Source organism: Phenylobacterium sp. (genome assembly GCF_030681155.1).
GTDB lineage: Bacteria > Pseudomonadota > Alphaproteobacteria > Caulobacterales > Caulobacteraceae > Phenylobacterium.
The window spans coordinates 170,447-186,553 of the sequence record NZ_JAUXXE010000034.1; the positions used below are offsets into that span (position 1 = coordinate 170,447).

9 protein-coding genes and 2 pseudogenes are annotated in these 16,107 nt (G+C 64.5%); 7 read left to right on the forward strand and 4 right to left on the reverse strand.

The annotated features are described in order from the left end of the window. Nucleotides 1-22 precede the first annotated feature (22 nt). Together metH and Q8M13_RS21005 are read left to right on the forward strand one after the other, a co-directional pair. The gene (gene metH / locus Q8M13_RS09230; RefSeq protein ID WP_305299568.1) at nt 23-2,689 is read left to right on the forward strand and encodes a methionine synthase; all 2,667 of its coding nucleotides are present in this window, start codon (nt 23-25) and stop codon (nt 2,687-2,689) included. 600 nt (nt 2,690-3,289) lie between these two features. Continuing rightward, nucleotides 3,290-3,415: pseudogene (locus Q8M13_RS21005) on the forward strand (PEPxxWA-CTERM sorting domain-containing protein); the annotation flags it as partial. 159 nt (nt 3,416-3,574) lie between these two features. Here Q8M13_RS21005 and Q8M13_RS09240 read toward each other — a convergent pair. The 3 genes and pseudogenes from Q8M13_RS09240 to Q8M13_RS09250 all read right to left on the reverse strand — a co-directional run bounded on the left by Q8M13_RS09240 (nt 3,575) and on the right by Q8M13_RS09250 (nt 9,293). Further along, the gene (locus Q8M13_RS09240; protein ID WP_305299570.1) at nt 3,575-7,204 is read right to left on the reverse strand and encodes an SIR2 family protein; all 3,630 of its coding nucleotides are present in this window, start codon (nt 7,202-7,204) and stop codon (nt 3,575-3,577) included. Nucleotides 7,205-7,555: 351 nt separating this feature from the next. Then, nucleotides 7,556-7,885: a hypothetical protein gene (locus Q8M13_RS09245; protein WP_305299571.1), complete on the reverse strand. Its 330-nt coding sequence runs from the start codon at nt 7,883-7,885 to the stop codon at nt 7,556-7,558. A gap of 228 nt (nt 7,886-8,113) precedes the next feature. Beyond that, nucleotides 8,114-9,293: pseudogene (locus Q8M13_RS09250) on the reverse strand (IS3 family transposase). Between Q8M13_RS09250 and Q8M13_RS09255 the strand changes: the two are divergent. Beyond that, the gene (locus tag Q8M13_RS09255) at nt 9,259-10,044 is read left to right on the forward strand and encodes a hypothetical protein (protein WP_370869998.1); all 786 of its coding nucleotides are present in this window, start codon (nt 9,259-9,261) and stop codon (nt 10,042-10,044) included. The pseudogene Q8M13_RS09250 and the gene Q8M13_RS09255 overlap by 35 nt on opposite strands. A 175-nt stretch (nt 10,045-10,219) precedes the next feature. Further along, nucleotides 10,220-12,721 carry a TonB-dependent receptor gene (locus tag Q8M13_RS09260; protein ID WP_305299574.1) on the forward strand — a complete coding sequence of 834 codons (2,502 nt, stop codon included), beginning with the start codon at nt 10,220-10,222 and terminating at the stop codon, nt 12,719-12,721. Here the strand turns inward: Q8M13_RS09260 and Q8M13_RS09265 are convergent. Next, nucleotides 12,711-13,766, reverse strand: a complete 1,056-nt coding sequence (locus Q8M13_RS09265; protein WP_305299575.1) for an AraC family transcriptional regulator — start codon at nt 13,764-13,766, stop codon at nt 12,711-12,713. The genes Q8M13_RS09260 and Q8M13_RS09265 overlap by 11 nt on opposite strands. Nucleotides 13,767-13,842: 76 nt before the next feature. Between Q8M13_RS09265 and Q8M13_RS09270 the strand changes: the two genes are divergently transcribed. From Q8M13_RS09270 to Q8M13_RS09280, 3 genes are all read left to right on the forward strand, one after another. Then, nucleotides 13,843-14,667: a DUF2306 domain-containing protein gene (locus Q8M13_RS09270; protein WP_305299576.1), complete on the forward strand. Its 825-nt coding sequence runs from the start codon at nt 13,843-13,845 to the stop codon at nt 14,665-14,667. A gap of 77 nt (nt 14,668-14,744) precedes the next feature. Further along, the gene (locus Q8M13_RS09275) at nt 14,745-15,578 is read left to right on the forward strand and encodes an enoyl-CoA hydratase/isomerase family protein (RefSeq protein ID WP_305299578.1); all 834 of its coding nucleotides are present in this window, start codon (nt 14,745-14,747) and stop codon (nt 15,576-15,578) included. Nucleotides 15,579-15,709: 131 nt separating this feature from the next. After that, nucleotides 15,710-16,107, forward strand: a 398-nt coding sequence (locus Q8M13_RS09280) for a nitroreductase family protein (protein WP_305299580.1), incomplete at its 3' end; no start/stop codon positions are given.

Below are 16,107 nucleotides of genomic sequence, written 5' to 3' on the forward strand. Positions count from 1 at the left end.
CCTCCAGAACGACCAGGACTTCATGCGCCCCATCTTCGTAAACGTCGGCGAGCGGACCAATGTCACCGGTTCGGCCAAGTTCAAGAAACTGGTCATCGCCGGGGACTATGCCGAGGCCCTGAGCGTCGCGCGCCAGCAGGTCGAGGCTGGGGCTCAGGTCATCGACGTGAACATGGACGAAGGTCTGCTCGACTCCGTCGAAGCCATGAAGACCTTCCTCAACCTCGTCGCCGCTGAGCCGGACATCGCCCGGGTTCCGGTCATGGTCGATTCTTCCAAGTGGGAAGTCATCGAGGCAGGTCTTCGTTGCGTGCAGGGCAAGTGCATCGTCAACTCGATCTCGATGAAGGAAGGCGAGGCCAAGTTCATCGAGCAGGCGAAGGCTTGCCTACGCTACGGCGCCGCCGTCGTCGTCATGGCCTTTGACGAGGTCGGTCAGGCCGATACTGCAAAGCGCAAGATCGAAATCTGCCAGCGCGCCTACAAGATCTTGGTCGAGCGGGTCGGGTTCCCGCCCGAAGACATCATCTTCGACCCCAACATCTTCGCCGTCGCCACGGGGATCGAGGAGCACGACAACTACGCCGTCGACTTCATCGAGGCCACCAAGGTCATCAAGCAGAGCCTGCCCTATGCGCGGGTCTCGGGCGGGGTGTCCAACGTCTCGTTCAGCTTCCGCGGCAACGAGCCGGTGCGCCGAGCCATCCACTCGGTGTTCCTCTACCACGCGATCAACGCCGGCATGGACATGGGCATCGTCAACGCCGGCGACCTGCCGGTCTATGACGACATCCCGGCCGAGCTGAAGGAGGCCGTCGAGGACGTGATCCTCAACCGCCCGCAGCGCGATCCCGTCCTCTCCAACACCGAGCGGCTGGTCGAGCTGGCCCCGAAGTACAAGGGCGGCAAGAGCGAGAACAAGGGCCCGGACCTGACCTGGCGCGAGGGCGCCATCGGCGCGCGCATCACCCACGCCCTGGTCCATGGCGTGACCGAGTTCATCGAGGCCGACACCGAGGAGGCGCGCCAGCAGGCCCAGCGCCCGCTGCACGTCATCGAAGGCCCGCTGATGGACGGCATGAACGTGGTCGGCGACCTGTTCGGCTCGGGCAAGATGTTCCTGCCCCAGGTGGTGAAGTCGGCCCGGGTGATGAAACAGGCCGTGGCCTATCTGATGCCGTTCATGGAAGCCGAGAAGGAAGGCCAGGTCCGCCAGGCGGCCGGCAAGATCCTGATGGCCACCGTCAAGGGCGACGTCCACGACATCGGCAAGAACATCGTCGGCGTGGTCCTGCAGTGCAACAACTACGAGGTCATCGACCTCGGCGTCATGGTCTCGGCCGACCGCATCCTGGACGAGGCCAAGGCCCACAATGTCGATATCGTCGGCCTGTCGGGCCTGATCACGCCCAGCCTGGACGAGATGGTCTATGTCGCCGGCGAGATGGAGCGGCGCGGCTTTACCATCCCGCTGCTGATCGGCGGCGCCACCACCTCCAAGACCCACACCGCGGTCAAGATCGAGCCGGCCTATAAGGCGGGCTCCACCACCTATGTGCTGGACGCCAGCCGTGCGGTCGGCGTGGTCTCCAACCTGCTGTCGCCGACCGAGAAGGACCGGGTCCAGGCCGAAACCCGCGCCGACTACATCAAGGTCCGCGAACAGTTCGCCCGCGGCCAGAACAACCGCGCCCGCGCCAGCCTGGTCGAGGCCCGCGCCAACGCCTATCGCCCCGACTTCACCGCCTATGAACCGCCCAAGCCGAGCTTCCTGGGGACGCGCAGCTTCGTCGCCTATGACCTGGCGGACCTGGCCCAGCACATCGACTGGTCGCCGTTCTTCGCCAGTTGGGAACTGATCGGCCGCTTCCCGCAGATCCTGGAAGACGACGTCGTGGGGGAGGCCGCGCGCGACCTCTACAAAGACGCCCAGGTGATGCTGAAGCAGATCATCGAGGAGAAGTGGTTCGAGGCGCGCGGCGTCATCGGCTTCTGGCCGGCCAACGCCGACGGCGACGACGTGGTGCTCTACACCGACGAGACCCGCACCCAGGAGCTGACCCGCCTGCACACCCTTCGCCAGCAGATGGCCAAGGACAAGAGCCGCGACGACGGCGGCCGCGCCAATGTGGCGCTCGCAGACTTCGTGGCGCCGGTGGGGACCAAGCCCGACTGGGTGGGCGGCTTCGCCGTCACCTCCGGCCACGGGGAACTGGAGATCGCCCAGAAGTTCAAGGACGCCGGCGACGACTATTCGGCGATCTTGGCCGCGGCCCTGGCCGATCGCCTGGCCGAGGCCTTCGCCGAGGCCATGCACCGGCGCGTGCGCACCGAACTGTGGGGCTACGCCCCTGACGAGCCCTTCGATATCGACGCCCTGATCGGCGAAACCTATCGCGGCATCCGCCCGGCCCCGGGCTATCCGGCCCAGCCCGACCACACCGAGAAGGCGACCCTGTTCAAGATCCTGGACGCCGAAGCGGCCACCGGCATGGAGCTGACCGAAAGCTTCGCCATGAACCCGCCTGCCTCGGTCTCGGGCCTCTATTTCGCGCACCCGGAGGCCCATTATTTCGGGGTCGGCCGGATCGAAAAGGACCAGGTGGAGGACTATGCCCGTCGCAAGGGCTGGGAACTGAAGGTCGCCGAACGCTGGTTGGCGCCGATCTTGAACTACCAACCTGCGTAGAGGCGGGACTGTCCCGTCTTGATCCGCCGCGCCCGTCGCAAAACGTGTCGAGCGCGGAGGCACTGGAGGGGTATCTCTATGAAGATCTCGATTAAAGCGGCCGCTATCGCCGCCCTGGCCGCCTCGGCCATCGCCGGTTCGGCCAACGCCGCCGTCAACGTCTCTTACACGTCCGACAACCTGTCCCTGCCCGCGGGCCAAGTGATGGTCTGGGACTTCGACGGCTTGGAAGCCGCCGGTTACAGCACCGCCACCAGCGGCGCGGTCAACATCTACAACGGCGCTGATGGCCTGATGTCGGGCATTTCGGCTCCGCCCCCCGGCGACCTGACCAACTATGTCGCCGTGCTCGGCGGCGGTTCGCTGACCCTGACCACCCCGGCCATCAAGCTGCTCAGCGTCTATATGGGCTCGCCGGACGCCTACAACTCGATCCGCTTCAACTTCTCGGACAACACCTCCGAGCTGCTGAGCGGCACCCAACTGGCCGGCGGCGCCTTCGGCGGCGACCAGTCGATCGGCCGTCGGATGACCTACACCTTCGGCGACAAGACCGTGACCTCGGTGGTGTTCGCCTCGAGCCAGAACTCGTTCGAGTTCGACAACATCGCCACCGTCTCGGCTGTGCCGGAACCGGCCACCTGGGCGATGATGATCATGGGCTTCGGCCTCGCCGGCTCGGCCGTGCGCAACAGCCGTCGCAAGACGGCCGCCGCCTTCGCCTAAGACGACCTAGTTCCGCATAGAGTACCCGCGCCGCCGGTCCGAAAGGGCCGGCGGCGTTTTCTTTGAGAGGGTAACAGACCTGGCGTGGTTTCAGCATGGGATAACGGGTGTTCGTGACCTTGCAGCAGGTTGTCTCCCAACCGTCGCCTGCGGTTAGCGTCAGGCTAGCGTTCGCGGGTTTGTTGAGCTGCTACCCACTTGGGAAGTAGATACCAAATACCGCTTGCCGTGCCGATCACCGGCGGCCGAAAGAACCACTGAGAGGTTCTTGCGAAATTCGCTCGATGAACCCTCCGCGAGAGGGAGTAAACGCTCACGCACGAGTCTTTCTGTGGCGATATGGCCGAGTGGATTGTACCAATGTGCTTGGATGCGATTGGGTAGGTTTAAGTCTGCGAGCAAGACGGCGATCATGTCGTCATTGAGGGCATCGCTGTTGAGGTCGGCTTTGCTTAAGTAATCTTTCTTGACCCAATCTCTCAAATTCGTGGAGCCATGCAGTAGTGCATTTAGGCAGAAATCTTGAACTTCCTTATCGCCTACGTGAGCCGCCAACTCTCCGAGTCTGTGTCTGAACCACCACCAGTCGTCATTTGATGGCTGGGTATCGATCATATCCAAAGCGGGTTGCATCACGTCGAGGCTAATGCTCGCCGGCACGAGGTTCGAATAGACTAGGACCTCAAGTAGGACGCTCCGCAACTTTGGTAAATCTCTGGCGATGCTGCGAACGAGCAGCGGTTCTCGACCTCTCCAATTGAGTTTGCTTAACGGATATACGTTAAATTCCTCATTAATAAGTGATGCGTCGTCGAGACTCAGCAATGCTTCCAATTCATCGAGTAAAATCTCGTGGTCGACCCCAGTGCAATAGCGAAGCCCAATAGCCTCAATCCCTATCGAGGCCGGTATTAGCGCCGCCGCAGTGGACTTTAAGATAGGGTCGAGCTTGCACACTCGGGAAAGGGCAGAACTCCACAGTGCGGCTGTAAAGCGAACGCTCCAGATGGCCTCAATGTGGCGATGATCGAGGAATCTATGTAGCGTTGTGGACGACTTCATTCGGGATTTAGTCAAGGCAAGTGCTAGGGATGGCGTGACCTCTGCTGGGTTCTCGAGCAGTAGTTCAGCCAATAGCGCGAAAGAGTCGTCATCCTGGCGCTCGTGCAGAGCTCCCGCCATGAGTGACACCCAGCGCGGTTCTCGGTCAGTTCCGCGGACCGCACTTGCCAATGCATCAGGGCCAAATCGACTCAAGACGATTTGGACAGCCGAAAAATGAGCTTTGCCGTCTTCATCCTTGGCTAGCCCGCGTTTTGCGATCTCTAGCACTCGCGGCAAGTCATCTGCTTCGATGAGTGGTGTGAGCGCGGGCGCTATGCCGTTGGCGGCAAAATTGTAGTCGTCGCCGTGAGCCTCCAAGAGATCGAGCAACTCCGGCTTGAAAGCGGCGCCGAGTAAATCCGCCATTAGTCTAACCGCTTCGCCACCGATTGTATTTCCTGCGCCGACGAGTTCTCTCAGAAGTGTCACATGTTCAGGCCCGACTGGAAGGTGGCGCAAGGAAATCCCAAACTGCCTTTCTGTGGTTCCGCTCTTTGCCTGATTGTTGAGCATGTCGAGCAAGCGCGTCACTGTGCTCGATTGACCTTCCTCGGCGTAGCGCACCGCATTGATCGCTAGGCGCACATCGGCGTTCATAGCGTCGATCAAAACTCTCTCCGCAGTGTCCGGCTGCATCAGCGCTAGGGCGAGGAATAGGCACTGATCCCATTTCTTCGATGCAATCGTTTCGTGCAGCGATAGCTCGTCAATTCGGGAAAGCCTGGCGAGCTCAGTCGCCGCGCAGTACTCCGTTATTGATTGATGGACGAATGAAGCGCGACGGCCGGTATACGAGATTAGGAACTCCCGCCCGATCAGCCAATTGACGACATCGACAGCGTTGAAGGCCGGCGACCTTGGCAGTTGAATTGTTAGAAGGTCGGTAAGCCAGACAATAGGGAACGCCTCATTCTCGGTTTCGATGGCGCGATAGGCAACTTTCGAAAGGATGGAGAATATTTCAAAATCTGTCCCAAAGTGAACGGCAAAGGCGGCCTGAAGCCCTGTCAGATAGGAAGCGAAGAGGTCGCGCGGCCTCGCGTTTTTTGGAACTTCGACTGCAGCCTTCGAGACTAGATGCAAGAAGAACGGCCGACTCAGGAGATATTCGACCTCATCGGCGAACGCACCTGAAAGGGAGATGCCGCGTTCAGTTAAGATCTCGGCAACATATTGCCGTTGGAACCGATCAATCTCGTAGAATGAGGGTTCTCCTGGCCTCTCCAGAAGTGAATCTGTCGTTCTTGATGAAATTGCATAACTGAAGTCGCCGATCTCACTTGCGAGCGTTTCAAGCGATTTAAACAATTCGCCGCTCTCGAGGTGTTCCGATGGCATTTCGTTGAAGGCGTCGAGAAAGAGTCGCAGGCGTAGACTGCCCCTCAACTGGTCAAGACTGAAGCCTGCGGGTAGCTCGGCCGCGATTTGAGCGCCGAGATCGCCACGATAGAGCTTTAGATCGACTAGAACTGGCAGTGTGCACCGAGTGTCAGCGATTGTGTCTTCTAGGCACGCCTGTTGCAGGTCAGTGGCGAGCTGACGCGCGGCCTGACGGAGGGCAAAGCTCTTTCCAGAGCCCGGCAGTCCGATCAAATACGCGGGCTGTGGGCCTTCCAGAAGGAACTGGTTGGTCGTCCAGCCTTCGTATTGGCCGAATCTGACGCGCGTGTTTCGAGTCGTGCTGACCTGCGAAATGCGCACGTCAATTGGCGTTCGAGTGGGGGTCAAGCGGCGAATGAGGCCGGACGTATAGCGGGTCAGTGCTAGCGTCCACTCGGCTTCGCTAAGTTTGTCGGGCGAATTGTCTATCCCGCTCGATGTGGCCACGTCGGGTGCAGCGAGTAGTTCCAGTACGGAGAGAAGCTCACCGTGGTCGGGTGAGCCGTCCGACTGGAGGCGCGTCTCGTAGCCCACTAGCCTAATACCGTATTGGCTACGCCAGTAGTCGACCTCTTCACTGCCGACATCAGGCATGATTGCCCAGTGATCTCGCACGGCACCATGATATATGTTAAGCAACAGGTCGCGTAGGTAAAGGAAATCGGGATCCCGAAGTCCAAATCCAACATAAAGAACAGGGCGGGTCGTCAGTAGTGTTTTGAGGGTTTCGAGCGCGTTTTGCCGTTCACCGCCGGGCATAAGTAATCTATATTGTTCTCGAGTGAGAATTATACTCGAAATATCCCCAATGTCTCCGTGCGGTTTGAATATAAAGTGGGACGATCGCGCCCCAATAACTTCCGCCAATTCTACTAGATGCTTGTTAGTGACTGCTGCTGGATAGAATGATTCGGGCTTCCATAGTTGAAGTGCTCTCTCGAGCAATGTATCGTAGTTAGTTGTAATGAAGCTCGTCGGCCCAAGTTCGACGATTGCCTTATGCAACGCGTGGGGAGTCGAGCTGTCCACTCGAACTGCCTCGCGGATGAACGTGCCAAAGGAGGCGGGTGTCAGCTTGCTGACGCCGAAGCTTGCAGCTTGCAGCAAGTCGCCATTTTTTACTTCGCGGCGGACAAGTTCCGAGGAATGACCTTCGGTATCCAGGAAATGTGCAAGCTCCCCAAGGAGTGCGCGCCAAGTCGGGAGACCCGACCAGGTCGAGGCGCCGGATCCAACAAAAACGATGCAATCAGGTCGCTTCAAGAATTGATGAATAGCGCGGATGGTGGCGATGTCGGTTTTCATTCAAAAGGGCTTCAATTTCGGGCCTTTCGAAGCGATATCGTGATTATTTGAATACTACCAAACAAACTTCGCCTTCGGCCCTGACGGTTGCGGATTGGAAGGCAGGCGGGCCAACCTAGCTAGGTCGCGGGAAGGCGGTGTAGGCAGACGCGGTCCCCACTCAATCGAGTTCTTGCGCGCTGCCGGACACGGTCAGTATTCGACGGCTGATCCAGGTCCGTCATTTGGAACTCTTCGTAGAACGGTAGATGGTTTTCGCAAGCTACAGGTGTGTTTCGTGCTAGGGCCTGCCCGGGGCGCATATACCTGAGGTGGGTGGCGCCAAGACCAATGATGACGCCGAGTGCCCCATCACCCCCCCGTCTCATCCACGACAATCGCCACGGTCTTGCCGCGGGACAGCGGCTCCCACCCCGCGACGATGGCTGAAGCGATGGCTCGCGCCACCAGTTCGACGTCGATCAGGGCGGGCTGCAGTTGCGGGGTGCCGAATTTGCGCTGGGGGCCGGGGGGGAACTCCATGACGGCTTCGCGCTGGCCTTCCTTGTGGCGGGCGGCCAGCGCCATGCCGCGCCACTCATTGGTGTCGCTGGACCACTGGGGCTGGCGGTGAAGGCGCCAGATGTAGGGCTCCCCATCGACCTCGATCTCAAACTCAGGGCTGTTCTTGCTGCGTGCCATGGGAGGGAGATAGCCCGGCGGGCGCCTCCAAGCCACCCGGTGTTGGGGGTGTGTTTAGTGTTCTTGTTTTGTTCTTGACGAGGCGGGTGTCTCGTGAGAGCCTTGGGTCTCTAGCAATCTGATGGGGCGTCCATGGTCGCCAATTCTCCGCCGCCGGCGCGGGCCGGGGTTCGCGCGGCTGTGCGCTATTCGCCTGAGCTTGGGCGGGAGTGACGTGACCCCCGTTTCTCATCCAGCGATAACGAGAGTCCTGGGTTGATCTGAGCCTTGCTCGGCTGGTGTTGCAAGAGGCCGGCGCGCGGAGAGGTCAGGGTTCGCAGCGTGCCGGCCGGACTCTCCGGATATGGCTCTGGCGTAGTCCCTGGGCGTCAGCCAGCCGAGCTTCGAGTGCGGTCGAGCTTCATTGTAGTCCCGCCGCCAGGTCTCCAGCACAGCACGGGCATGGGGTAGCGAGCGGAAGAGCGTCTCGTTCAGCAGCTCGTCGCGCAGCCGACCGTTGAAGCTCTCGTTCGCTGGGGCTTGCCCGGGGCGATGTAATGCCAGCCCACGCCGGTCTCGTCGGCCCAGGCGAGAATGGCGTTGGAGGTGTACTCCGAGCCGTAGTCGCTGACGATCATGTCCGGGCGCCCGCGCTGAGCGATGATCGCGTCCAGCTCGCGCGCCACCCGGCGGCCCGACAACGAGGTGTCGGCCACCAGGGCCAGGCACTCGCGGGTGCAGTTGTCGATCACCGTCAGGATGCGGAAGCGCCGCCCGTCGGTCATCTGGTCGGAGACGAAGTCCAGGCTCCAGCGCTGGTTGGCCGCCAGCGGCGTCTCGATCGGGCGACGCGTGCCCATGGCACGCTTGCGCCCGCCGCGGCGGCGGACGGTCAGCCGCTCCTCACGATAGAGGCGCTGGACCCGCTTCTTGTTCACCACCTGGCCCTCGCGTCGGAGCAGCACGTGCAGCCGGCGATAGCCGAAGCGCCGCCGCTCCTGGGCCAGCGCCTTCAGCCGCTCGCGCAGGTCGTCATCGTCCGGTCGCGTCGCCTGGTAGCGCACGCTCGCTCGGTCCGCCCCGATCACCCGGCACGCCCGCCGCTCGCTCATCTGGTAGGTCGACCGCAGATACGCCGCAGCCTCCCGATGCGCGGCGGGCGTCACCACTTTTTTCCCAGCAAATCCTTCAGCGCGACGTTGTCGAGCATGGCGTCCGCCAGCATCCGCTTGAGCTTGGCGTTCTCATCCTCCAGCGCCTTCAGGCGCCGCGCCTCCGACACGTCCAAGCCGCCATACTTGGCCTTCCACTTGTAGAAGGTCGGCGAGCTGAGCCCGTGCTTGCGGCACAGATCCAGCACCGGCACGCCGGCCTCCTGCTCGCGCAGGATCCCGATGATCTGCTCTTCCGTGAACCTTGATCGCTTCATTCGTCCGTCCTTTGGTCGGGCGGACTCTAGTTATTTCTGGCTGAGTTTCAGGGGGTCACGTCAGGAGATCTGTCGGCGGCTGGCGGCCGGGGAGAGTCAGCATGCCTTGGCGCGCGAGCCGGGGATGCCGTCGCGGCGGACGTTTGGCGATTGGGCGGCGCGTGAGCCTGAGTTCGGGGCGGCCTATGAGGCGGCCAAGCTGGCCGGGCGGATGCGGCAGTTGGCATTGGACCGGCGGGCCGACCAGCCGCGGATGTGGCGCAAGATGCTGACCCGCGAGGGGCGGCGGGGCGGCAGTGTTTCGCCCTATACGCCGGAGCTGGGGGAGGCGATCTGCCTGCGGATCGCGGGCGGGGAGAGCGTGCTGGCCATCGGGGCGGACCCGGCGATGCCGTGCTGCGTGACCATCTATAACTGGGCGCGGCGCAATGACGATTTCCGCGAGATGTACCTGCGGGCCAAGGAGATGGCCGCCGACCTGTTGTTCGACCTGAGCCGGGAGATCGCCATGGAGGCGACCGAGGCGAGCGTGCGGTCCGACCGGCTGCGGATCGAGACCCTGCGCTGGCACACCGCGATGCTGGCGCCCAAGAAGTACGGGACGCGCCGGGCGCTGGGGCCGGAGGCGGGCGAGGGCGCGGGCGAGCGCCAGCCGTTCACGGTGCTGATCCAGCGGTTCGCCGATGCGGACGGCGGGCCGCAGTTCACCGACGCGCAGGGCAATGAGGTGGAACGGCCGCTTGGCGCCTAAAGACGGGGGGGCCTAAAGACGGCGGAGAGATTTCAGGACCGCGACAGGGTGAAAAACTGGCGGCGCCTGAGCGACGGAAGGTCGCCGTTCATCCGTTTCACTATAGGTCCTCGCAGCCAAGCTGCTTCTTCCTCCCCGAACCTCCCCCCGAATTTTAAAGTCCAGGATTGCCGTTTTGAGTTCCGTTCTAGCCCACGGCCGCGCCCCGGCCGGTCTGATCCTTCGACTTCTCGCCGGCGTGGCGGTGGTTTCGCTGATGGCCGGGAGCGCTCAGGCCCAGACTGAGACGGGGGCGGCCGAACACGAAGAGGACACCGAGGTCGAGGAGTTCGTGGTCAGCGGCGCCCGCACCCTGCCGGGCGCGGTGATCGGCGACATCGCCCCCGAGCTCAGCATCTCGCCGCGCGAGATCCGGGCCTATGGCGCGGCGAGCGTGACCGAACTGCTGGACGCCCTGGCGCCGCAGACGAGCAGCGGCCAGGGCGGCGGGCGGCCGGTGGTGCTGATCAACGGGGCGCGGACCTCCGGCTTCTCCGAAATCCGCGACATGCCGACCGAGGCCATCGCGCGGGTCGACATCCTGCCTGAGGAAGTCTCGCTGAAGTACGGCTATCCGGCCGAGCAGAAGGTGATCAACATCGTGCTGCGCCAGCGCTTCCAGGCCTGGCTGGCCGAGGGGATCGGGTCGACGCCGACCCAGTCGGGCGGCGGCCAGAGCGTGGGGGCGCATGGCGGGCTGCTGAAGATCCAGCAAGGCCGGCGGCTGACGCTCGACGCCAAGGTGACCGAGGTCGAGCCGATCCTGGAGAGCGACCGCGACGTGGAAGGCGGCGAGGGGGCGTTCCGGACGCTGCAATCGGGCTCCACCGACGTGACGCTGAACGCGGTGCTGGCCCAACCGCTGGGCCGGGGCGTGTCGGGCACGGTCAACGGGACGTTCCAATCCACCGACACCGACTCGCGTCTGGGCCAATCGTCGGCCACCGGCGAGCCGCTGCTGCGGCGCTCGAAGGTCGAGGACGGCCGGTTGGCCGGGGTGATGAGCGGGGCCTATGCCGGGTGGCAGTGGTCCTACACCGCCGAGCTTTCGAACAATGTCTCGAAGTCGAACACCGACCGGGCGCTGGCGGCGCTGGCCTATACCGACTGGACGCGGGCGGTGACCACGTCGGCCCAGACCGACCTGGTGCTGAACCGGGCGTTCGGGTCGTTGCCGGCCGGGCAAATCAGCTCGACCCTGACGGCGCGGGCCTCGACCATGGAGCTGGAGAGCGACTCGCTGCGCGCCGGGATCAGCCAGGCCAGCGACCTGACGCGGACCATCGGCCAGCTCCAGGCCAGCTTCGACGTGCCGCTGACGCGGGCGGGCGAGGGGCTGGGCGAGACGGTCGGCAAGGTGTCGGGCAACGTCAATCTGGGCATCCAGAACCTGTCGGACTTCGGCGATCTGGCGACGCTTGGCGCCGGACTGAACTGGACGCCGGTGAAGCCGGTGCGGTTCCTGGCCTCCTACAGCCGCACCGACCAGGCTCCGACGATGAACCAGCTCGGCGACCCGGTGACGGCGACGCCCGGCGTGCGGGTGTTCGACTTCGAGCGCGGCGAGAGCGTGGAAGTGATCCGCGTCACCGGCGGCTCGCCCGACCTGGATGGCGGCCGGAAGGACGTCCTGAAGCTGGGCGTCACCTACAAGCCGTTCGAGAAGACCAACCTGACCTTCCAGGCCAACTACGTCTCGACCCGGACAGACGATGCGGTGGTCGCCTTCCCCTCGGCCTCGACCCAGGTGGAGGACGCCTTCCCGGAGCGCTTCCGCCGCGACGCCGACGGGGTGCTGGTGCAGATCGACGCCCGGCCGGTGAACTTCGCGCGCCAGGCGCGGGACGAGCTGCGCTGGGGCTTCACCTATTCGCGGTCCGTCGGACCGCCGCCGCCTACGCCGGAGCAGATCGCGGCCATGCGCCGTGCGCGCGCCGAGGCGCGGTCGGCGACTGAGGGCGCTCCAGCCGGACAGGCGCAAGGGCAAGCGCCGGGCGGGACGCCAGGCGAGCCGCCGCGTGAAGGCCCGCCGCCTGGCGAGGGCGGTGGTCCTCTGGCGGGCGGTCCTGGCGGTGGCGGATTTGCAGGGCGCGGCGGACCGGGCGGGCCCGGTGGTCGCGGCGGCGGGTTTGGCGGCTTCGGCGGCGGCGGTCCGCGCGGCGGGGTGTTCCAGGTGGGCCTCTATCACACGCTGGCGTTCCGCGACGACGTGCTGATCCGGCCCGGCCTGCCCAAGCTCGACCTGCTGGACGGCGGCGCTCTGGGCAATGGCGGCGGCTCGCCCCGCAACCAGATCGACCTGCAGACCAACTACACCAAGGGCGGGCTGGGCGTGGCGATGAACGCCAAGTGGCAGAGCGCGACGCATGTCGACGGCGGGACGGCGGCGGAGAACCTGGAGTTCGAGGACTTCGCCACGGTGAACCTGCGGCTGTTCGCAGACCTCGGCCAGCAGCCCATCGCCCGTCAGTACAAGTGGCTGCGCGGCGCGCGGGCGACGCTGTCGATCAACAACGTGTTCGACAGCCGCCAGGATGTCCGCAGCCCCGCCGGCCTGACGCCGATCAGCTATCAGCCGGACCTCATGGACCCGGTCGGCCGTTCGGTGAAGCTGACGGTGCGCAAGCTCATCTTCTGAGGAAGGCGCGCGGACTGTCTCCGGTCCAGCGCTTGAAGGCGCGGGAGAACGAGCTGGGGTCGGAGAAGCCGACCAGATAGGCGGTTTCGTTCACAGAGGTCTTGGCTCCGCCCAGATAGTGCAGTGCCATGCGGCGGCGCAGGTCGTCGACCAGTGTCTCGTAGGTCAGGCCCTCGGCCTTCAGCCGCCGATAGAGCGTCTGGCGGCTGAGGCCAAGCTGCCGGGCGGCGTCGCTCATGCGCAGGTCGCCCTTGTGCAGCAGGGGGATCAGCAGACCCTCGACCCGGCCGCGCGTCGTGGCGGCGTTCTCCAGGCTCGCCAGCAGGCGGGCGGCATGGTCGCTGAGCACGCCGAAGGCGTAGCGGCTGGGGTTGTGCAGTTCGATGGCCAGCCACGACGGGTCGATCATGATGGCGTTGCGAGCAGCCTTGAAGGTCACCGGAACCTTCAGAACCTGCTCGTATTCGGCGGCGTAGGCCGGCGCAGGGTGGGTGACGTGGACCGCCTTGGCGAAGGCCGCGCCGGGGAAGTGGCGGCTGGTCTCGGCGATGAACCGCGACCAGGTGGATTCGGTGAGTTCGGGAAAGCTGTTCGGATCGCGGCGGGTATCGACCAGCCATAGCTCGCCGTCGTGTTGCGCGATCTGGAACCGGCCGCCGGAACCGGGGACGTCGACCTCGGCGACCAATGCGCCGTAGCGGTTCAGCTGGACCAGCGCCTCGCCCATGGTCGGGGCCGCGTAGCAGATCAGGCCGACGACGGACATTTCCTTGAGATCCTGGTGAGCCCCCAGGTGCAGCGCCAGGGACGGGGCCTGGCACAGTGACTTGGCCGCGCTCATCAGGGCGACATAGCTGGCCAGCGGCACGCGGCCGTCGGGGTCGCTCAGGTCACCCGGATGGATGCCCGACCGCTCGGCGAGGGCGCGGCTGTCCGCGCCTCGGGACACGGCGTAGCGCATCAGATTGTCGGCGTACCCCGCCGAGACCGTGGCCGCAGCCATGCGCCCATCCTCTTGAGCCATCCGCTTGAAACCGAAAGCCATGTTTCTGGCCCCGGCCGTCATGTGCGCCCGAAAGTGCCCGGGCTATCGCTGGGCCGCAACGGCGTTGAGGACCCGCATGACCGCAATCACATCGGCCGCTCGCGCGCAGGACAGACCGGCCGCCGATAGGGCGCTCGCCGGCGTGGCGGCGCTGTGGTGGGGCGTGGCCCTGATCGGCCAGTGGCTGTTCGTCGCCTATGTCGCGGCCTTCTATGGCGGGGCGGCGGTCGGCGGCGACTTCGAGCGCTGGAACGAGGTGCTGGTCGGCGGCTATGTGCGCGGCGGGACGCTGGGCAATGTGGTGTTGGCCGCCCATCTGGCGCTGGCGGTGGTGATCACCCTGGGCGGGCCGCTGCAAATGGTCCCGCAGATTCGCGCTCGCGCCTTGCCGTTCCACCGTTGGAACGGGCGGCTCTACATGTTGGTCGCCCTGATCATCAGCCTGGCGGGCCTGTACATGGTCTGGACCAGGGGCACGGCCGGCGGGACCGCGATGCGCGTCGGCATCAGCCTCAACGGCGTGCTGATCATCGCGGCGGGGGCTCTGGCCTGGCGATACGTGCGGGCCGGAGACATCGCCGCGCACCGTCGCTGGGCGCTGCGAACCTTCATGCTGGTCAGCGGGGTGTGGTTCTTCCGGGTCGGGCTGATGGCGTGGATCCTGGCGAACCAGGGACCGGCCCTGATCGGCGATGACTTCGACGGCCCGTTCGTGCGGTTCTGGGCGTTCGGCTGCTACCTCGCGCCGCTGGCCATGCTGGAGATATATCTGCGCGCTGGGAGCGGGGCGGGGCGGTCAGCCAAGTTCGCGGCGGCCGGGCTGCTGCTGGTGGTCACGGCCGGGGTTGGTGTCGGCATCTTGGGCGCGGCGATGGGGATGTGGCTGCCGCGCGTTTCATAGGTTCCAGCCACGCTTGCCCACCGCCCGGCCTGAGCCTAGGGTTGGGGTAAGTTTACAACATAAAGGGATGGGAACCGATGAGCGCAGCCGTGGATGCGATACCGGCGAAGGATGCCGCGGACGAGGTCCTGTACGAGGTGTCCGACGCGATCGCGACCCTCACCCTCAATCGGCCCGAGCGGCTGAACACCATTTCGGGGCCGATGCTGGCCCGGCTGACCCAACTGCTGATCAAGGCCAACGAGGATCCCGAGGTGCGGGTCATCGTGCTGACCGGCACGGGCCGCGCGTTCTGCGCCGGGCTCGACCTGGTCGATGCGACTCAAGGCTCGGGCATCGGTTCGGACAAGCAGGTCGCGACGGTCTCGGTGAACCTGGACCTGCGCAACACCCCGCCGACCGTGCTTTTCGCGTGTGACAAGCCAACCATCTGCTCGCTGAACGGCTCGGCCGCCGGCTATGGGCTGGATACGGCCATGGGCTGTGACATCCGCATCGCCGGCGAGAGCGCCAAGATGGCCGCCGCCTTCGTCAAGCGCGGGGTGGTGCCGGAATCCGGCGGGACCTGGATCCTGCCGCGGCTGCTGGGCTGGTCGAAGGCCGCCGAGTTGATCTTCACCGGCCGCACGCTTTCGGCCCGCGAGAGCCTGGAGCTAGGCTTGGTGAACCACGTGGTTCCGGACGCCGAGTTGGCCGCCAAGACCCGCGAGATCGCCCTGGAAATGGCGGCCAATGCGCCACTGGCGGTGCAGTCGGCCAAGCGGCTGATGCGGATGGGGCTGACCGAGACGTTCAACGACCACGTCCACCACGTCTATCTGCAGTTCCTGCAACTGATCCGGACCAGCGACTTCCGCGAGGGCATGACCTCGTTCCTGGAAAAGCGGCCGGCCGACTTCCAGGGGCGCTGACACTCAGCGCTGCTGACCTTGCGGCCCTGGCCTCGCCAGGGCCGAAACATCCTGTGGGCTTCCGCGGCGTGGCGGTTGTAGGCTGCAGTTTTCCACCATTTGAACCGCGCCAAGTATTTCAGGGACCATCCATGCAGTTTGACGACGTTATCCTCGGTCGCCGAAGCATCCGCGGTTACAAGCCCGATCCCGTTCCACGGGCGCTGATCGAGGAAATCATTGGCCTGGCGATGCGTGCGCCGTCGTCGATGAACACCCAGCCGTGGAATTTCTACATCATCACTGGCGAGCCGCTGGACCGCATCCGCGCCGGCAACACCGAGCGGATGGTGGCGGGCGTTCCGCAGTCGCGCGAGTTCCGGACCGGGCAGGCCTTTGAGGGGCCGCACCGCGACCGGCAGGTCGGCGTCGCCAAGCAACTGTTCTCGGCGATGGGGATCGCGCGGGAGGACAAGGAGATGCGCCAGGATTGGGTGCTGCGCGGCTTCCGTCAGTTCGATGCACCTGTCTGCGTGATCGTGACCTACGA